Consider the following 508-nt stretch of genomic DNA (forward strand, 5'->3'; position numbering starts at 1 on the left):
CTACGCATTGAAATTGAAGCGACTTCGCTAGGTCGTGATATCGAGTTGGAGGTGACGACAACCATAAGCCAAGGCATTGACCATGTTGCGTCTGTAGATGACGGACAGGTGTCGATTGTTGGTGACCGCATCAGTATTGAGTTTGAGATGACGGGTACCGATATTGGTGGTAACAGCATTCGTACGCCAATTGATTTTGTCACGACGATTATCGATGGTGATAATCCAGCGCCGCAAGACATCTCGTTTGAGAACGAAGAATCTTCATCGACGCCAATCACGGGGACGTTTGTCGAAATTGGCAGTGACCAGTTGGCTTCTGTCACTTTTAATCAGGAAAGTTTGTCGCAATTTGATGGTTTGTTAACCGACAACCAAGTGACGGTTGCGACCTTGTCTGAAGATGGCAGTAACATCACGTTAACCGTAGCTGGCACGGGAGAGGTGGTATTAAGTATCACTTTAAACACCGACGGCACGTACCAATTTGAACAGTTCAAACCGCTTG

Annotated in this window: 1 protein-coding gene; it reads left to right on the forward strand. The window is 46.9% G+C overall.

What is annotated here, in order from left to right; all coding sequences use genetic code 11:
* The coding region (locus R7Q11_RS29620) for a hypothetical protein (RefSeq protein WP_225467396.1) at positions 1 to 508 on the forward strand (508 nt) is incomplete at both ends.

It is taken from the genome of Vibrio sp. 970 (assembly GCF_033339075.1).